This is a genomic window from uncultured Campylobacter sp., from assembly GCF_937997595.1.
Classification (GTDB): Bacteria; Campylobacterota; Campylobacteria; order Campylobacterales; family Campylobacteraceae; genus Campylobacter_B.
Genome location: NZ_CALKTS010000156.1, coordinates 1 through 4649, shown reverse-complemented (window position 1 = coordinate 4649; position 4649 = coordinate 1). Strand labels below are relative to the sequence as shown.

Genomic DNA, 4649 nt, shown 5'->3' with positions numbered 1-4649 from the left:
GATTTTAGCTTGGAATAAACCTGCTCGCCTTTTAGCTCGCGGACGATTTGCAACGCAAACTCCATAGCGGTAGCAGGACCGCACGAGGTCATTATGTTTTGGTCTTTTACGACGTTTGCGGACGGGGTATATCCCGCGTGCGCGACGATCTTTTCAAAGCCCGGATAGCAAGTATAGGCGCTTTTGAGCACGCCTGCGGTAGCTAACGCCCATGGAGCCGCGCATATCGCGCCGATCTTGGCATTATTTGCATCAAAATCGCGCAGTACTTGCCCCAGCTTCTCGCTCTTTGCCAAATTTTCGGCACCGGGCAAGCCGCCTGGCAAAACGATCATATCAAATTCCGAAACTTTTATATCGTCTAAAATTTCATCGGCGATCATCTCTACGCTATGCGCGCCGCAGACGCATTTTTTATCCAGCCCCACAGATACTGCATCGATCTCCGCGCGGCGCAAAATATCGATCAGACTTACCGCCTCGATCTCTTCAAAACCGTTTGCCAAAACGATCGCTACTTTCATCTACGCTCCTTTATTTTAGATATGAGCCCTGTTCGCTCGGGGTGGTCGAAATTTCAGTATTCGTGCTCCTACTAGACGAGCTATCGTATAGGAACGAATCGTCGCCTTTTAGATAAGCAATGATGTAGCCTAGCTCCGTAGCGCCCGTCTTAGCGGCGATCGGCTGCATGATATTTTTCATCTTACCGCCGTAGCTTAGATCCGTGGTGTATTGCGAAATAGCTATCGAGATCTCCTTGGCGTCCAGATCTTTAAGTTTACGCGATACTCCATAAGCTTTTTTTTGCCCGTTTTCGCCGTGGCAGGAAGCGCACTTCTCGGCAAAGATCGCTCCGCCTTTTTCTTTTAGAGAGTTTATGTTTCGATTTACCCTACCGCTATGGGGTTTGCCGCTGGCGGCCGGAGCACTTTTGTAGATATTTACGGTTATATTTTCGTCTTTAGAATGTTTTTCGATTAGGGATTTTAGCTCTTTGGCAAACTCTCCTTTAGCTTCAAATACGTATGTATCGTCGTTTGAGTTATCCGCAGCATTTAGAGCGAAGGTAAAAAGACATGCTAAAAAAGAAATTTTAAAAATTTTCATAGAAAACCTTGATTTAGAATTTAAAAAGGGCGAAGCAAAAGCTTCGCCCTAATTTTACCTGTATAAGGTAAATAATTAGAAGCTGTATTTAGCCTCGAATCTAATTCGATCATTTTTATCATCAGCAGCACCTGCAGCGCCATCAATCTTATAGTGTGAATACCAAGTTTTGAAGCTTAGCTTTTCATTATATTTATAAGAAATTCTACCTACTACTTCGTATGCATTGTCACCATCTGCTTTACCGTCTAGGTAATCAGCGCCGATTCTGATGCCAGTATCAGGGATGGTATAGCCTGCTACTACATACCAGTAGTGATTTTCGCCACTAAAGTTTCTATAGTCTAACAACTCTTCACCTGGGCTAATGAAAGAGCCTTGATCTTCAAAAGATACAAAAGAAACTTTATCTTTATCATCAGGTTCAAATTTTAAATAACCTGCAGCTAAATCAACACCAAAGAAACCAGCATTAGCTTCTGCAGCCCAGAAATCTGCATCACTAGCACCCGCATCTTTATAATCGCCGTCAAAATCAGAGAATGCATACTGACCTTTTACACCGAGATTAAAATCATCAGAGATATCAAAGTTTAGAGCTAGTTCTGCAGCGAAAAGCTGTGCTACGTCCTCTAGAGCATTATACCATAGTTGGAAAGATACTGGATCGTATGAGCCCATAAATCCTATACCGTATAGATTATGATCAGTAGTTAGTTTATTATCTACCGCTGCGCCCCAATCAAGGCTTGAAATATCTCCATCATTCTCTAAAGAATCCATCCAAAAGCCGCTAATTGTCAAGCCCTCGATATCGGTACTAGTAATCTTAACACCATCTCCATACATATCATCGGTAAAGAACGAACCTATGCCCTGGCGACCAACTGCAATAGTGGTACCGCCGATAGTGTATCCTAAATAAGCTTTAGCGATATCGAAATCAGAATCTTTGTCGCTTGGATTTTGTGTACCGTGATATTGGCTATTTGAAGAAGAAAGCGACTCGCCATTATCTCTATCTAAGAACCTAACGCCCACTACACCAAAGAAGTTATCATCGATTTTAGCTTTGAAATCTACTTCGGATTTAAATTCCCAAACGCCCTTATTGCTATTTGTTTCATTTTTAAGGTGATCATGGGTATATCGCATACGAGCGTATCCGTTTAGATCCACATCCTTGATAGCTTCCTCTAACGGAACAGCACTTGCACTCATAGCAAGAGCACCTGCAGCGACTGCTGCCGCTAAACTAAGTTTAACTAGTTTCATTTTGAACTCCTTTAAAAGTTTGTAAGCGCAATAGTAGCACAAAATGACAAATTATATGCTTAAAATAGGCTGAAAAATACTAAAATTTTACCAAATTGTTACCGAGTATTTACCGAAAATCCAAATTTAACGGGCATAAAAAAAGCGAGACCCGCACAGGTCTCGCCGATTATTGAAAGGAGTTCTAATTTCGATGTGGGGATTATATCAGGCTGCGGTAAACAGACGGCAACACCTCTTTCTTGCGGGAGAAATTTCATAAAAATTTTACGACGTAAAATTTTATGGATAAAATTTCAAGATACGAAATTTGCAAAGCGTGGGTTTTAAAAATCCACGTAACATCTTATCAGCGGAGGATACAGCACTGAAAACGAGCAGTCCGTGAAAAACTGCGAGAAAGAAAATTTATAAGAATTTCGCAATCAAAATTCTAGCGCCAGCTGTATTTCTATAATATAGAATTTTGCGAACAAAATAGTGTCACGCAGTAAGAAATCTTAAGCACGAAGCAAGCGAATAGGAAATGCTAACCGAGCCATATAAGTAAGATGTGTAGCGCAGAATTTCGTGAAATATAAAATTCCACAACTTATAAAATATAAAATTTATGCAGGCGTCGCGTAAAGAATCAGCGGACTTTAAAGCGCAAGCAAATCGCGCCAGCCCGCCATGATTAAGAACAGGAAACTATTGCCTTCATAAGAGTAGGGAGCGAACACAAAAGCGTTTCGCAAATTAAAAGCAGGCTCGCTTACCCTCAAGGGCACAGCGGCTAAAAATCGCGTAGGATTAAAAGCTGATATTTTCGCTCTCTGGTACGGCAATAGCGTCGTTTTTATGCATTTGTTTGGTCTCGATTTTGCCGATGTCATAAGCGCGCGGAGCAACGGAACCCGCTTTGCGCGAGATGATTCGCATATCGGTGATAGCGCCTGAAGCGGTACTTATGTAGGCAGTATCTCCTGCAGCCGCATAATATCTGCTTGCACGAGCGGTGTATAGCTCGCCGCTGGATAGGTCTTTAAACGTATATACGTAAGCTGTGGAGCTTTGGCGAGTGTAGTTTACGATCTCGGATTTTAACGAGCGTAAGTTGCCTGCAGGCGTCGGAGCGGTGCTTACGGCGCAGCCTGCGATGCCAAGAGCCAAAAGTGCGAAAAATATGAAATTTTTCATTCAGTATCCTTATTTGTAAAATTTGAACTTTTAGAGTAGTAGGTTTGGGCTTAAAGTTTGCTTTTTTGAGGGGCACCGAATTGGAATTTAAACGACGATGGATGCGCTTGCGTCGCTGGCATTTGTTTTTGAGGAGCGTCGAAGTGGAATTAAACAGATATCTCTTGGCGTTAGGCGGAGCAAGAGCGCGCTTTAGGCGATTTTTCTATATATGTGGGGCGAATTTAGCGGCAATCACAAGCAAGATTTAGCAATATCGTCTAAATCAAATGTGATGGAGCTCTAGCTTCTTTTACCCAGCAGCTAGCTCGTATCAGCGATATTTGCAAAAATCGGACTCGAAGGGATCAACTCTCATTTCGCGACTTTTATCCGCACGATCATCATTGCCCTATGTCTCGCCATATTCTTGCGCTACGCTAAAGCCTGGCAGCCGTTATCCAGCCTAACGGCGCGCAACTGGGTATTTCTGATACTAAGCGGGCTAGCAACGGGCGCGTCATGGCTAGCGTATTTCAAAGCGCTGCAAATCGGCAAAGCCTATCAAGTAGCGCCGATCGACAAGCTAAGCATAGTACTCGTAGTCATCATCGCCGTGATCTTTTTGGGTGAGCGCTCGAGTCTGCGCGAATGGCTTGCGCTAGCACTCATCGGCGCAGGCGTGATGATGCTGGCGTTTAAATAAGGGTAAATTTGCTTTAAATCTATCTCTTGTGGTCTTTTTAAGCGCCACGCTCGCGTTACGCCATACGCTTTGCGTAAGATAAACCCACTGCCGCTTCTGCAAAATTGCCGCCCTAAACCGCTATGATTTCTTATGGCTTGACTTTAGCCTACACGATTTCTAGGCATTAGCTGAAACGTGCCGGTAATCGGTTTGCCGATACCTTGCTGTAGTTAGGCGGTCTTTAGGGTAATTTTAGTTCTGTTTAAAAGCAGTGAGATTAAAAATTTATGAGAAATCAGGAATTTACGCCTTAAAATTCCAAAAAATATCGGCTCGCCGTACCATAAAATAAAATTGCATCCGCAAGTTTAAATCGAACTGTAAACTTCTAAATCTACAGTATAGTCGAGTAAGCTAA

The 4649-nt window shown here is 42.9% G+C and carries 6 protein-coding genes; 2 read left to right on the top strand and 4 right to left on the bottom strand.

Annotated elements, in window-relative coordinates; all coding sequences use genetic code 11:
* The 3 genes from Q0614_RS05680 to Q0614_RS05670 form a co-directional block, all read right to left on the bottom strand.
* A partial coding sequence (locus Q0614_RS05680; RefSeq protein ID WP_298787156.1) for a DJ-1 family glyoxalase III occupies positions 1-524 on the bottom strand: 524 nt, incomplete at its 3' end.
* Between the two features lie 10 nt (positions 525-534).
* Complete coding sequence (locus Q0614_RS05675) at positions 535-1110, bottom strand: cytochrome c (RefSeq protein WP_298787154.1); 576 nt, start codon at positions 1108-1110, stop codon at positions 535-537.
* A 75-nt stretch (positions 1111-1185) separates the two neighbouring features.
* Positions 1186-2385 carry an OprD family outer membrane porin gene (locus tag Q0614_RS05670; RefSeq protein ID WP_298787152.1) on the bottom strand — a complete coding sequence of 400 codons (1200 nt, stop codon included), beginning with the start codon at positions 2383-2385 and terminating at the stop codon, positions 1186-1188.
* Between the two features lie 195 nt (positions 2386-2580).
* Here Q0614_RS05670 and Q0614_RS05665 point away from each other — a divergent pair, with 195 nt between their 5' ends.
* On the top strand, positions 2581-2715 hold the full coding sequence (locus Q0614_RS05665) for a hypothetical protein (RefSeq protein ID WP_298787150.1): 135 nt from the start codon (positions 2581-2583) through the stop codon (positions 2713-2715).
* 462 nt (positions 2716-3177) lie between these two features.
* Here the strand turns inward: Q0614_RS05665 and Q0614_RS05660 are convergent, their stop codons facing one another.
* Positions 3178-3564, bottom strand: coding sequence for a hypothetical protein (locus tag Q0614_RS05660; RefSeq protein WP_298787148.1), 387 nt, complete (start codon positions 3562-3564; stop codon positions 3178-3180).
* Positions 3565-3883: 319 nt separating this feature from the next.
* On the opposite strand from Q0614_RS05660, the gene Q0614_RS05655 reads away from it, so the two are divergent.
* Entirely contained in the window at positions 3884-4249 is a 366-nt protein-coding gene (locus Q0614_RS05655) for an EamA family transporter (protein WP_298787158.1), read from the top strand.
* The last annotated feature ends 400 nt before the right edge of the window (positions 4250-4649 follow it).

Bases quoted from the DNA above. Each gene is read 5' to 3' on its own strand.
- Q0614_RS05675 (WP_298787154.1), bottom strand. From the start codon at position 1,110: ATGAAAATTTTTAAAATTTCTTTTTTAGCATGTCTTTTTACCTTCGCT.
- Q0614_RS05670 (WP_298787152.1), bottom strand. From the start codon at position 2,385: ATGAAACTAGTTAAACTTAGTTTAGCGGCAGCAGTCGCTGCAGGTGCT.
- Q0614_RS05660 (WP_298787148.1), bottom strand. From the start codon at position 3,564: ATGAAAAATTTCATATTTTTCGCACTTTTGGCTCTTGGCATCGCAGGC.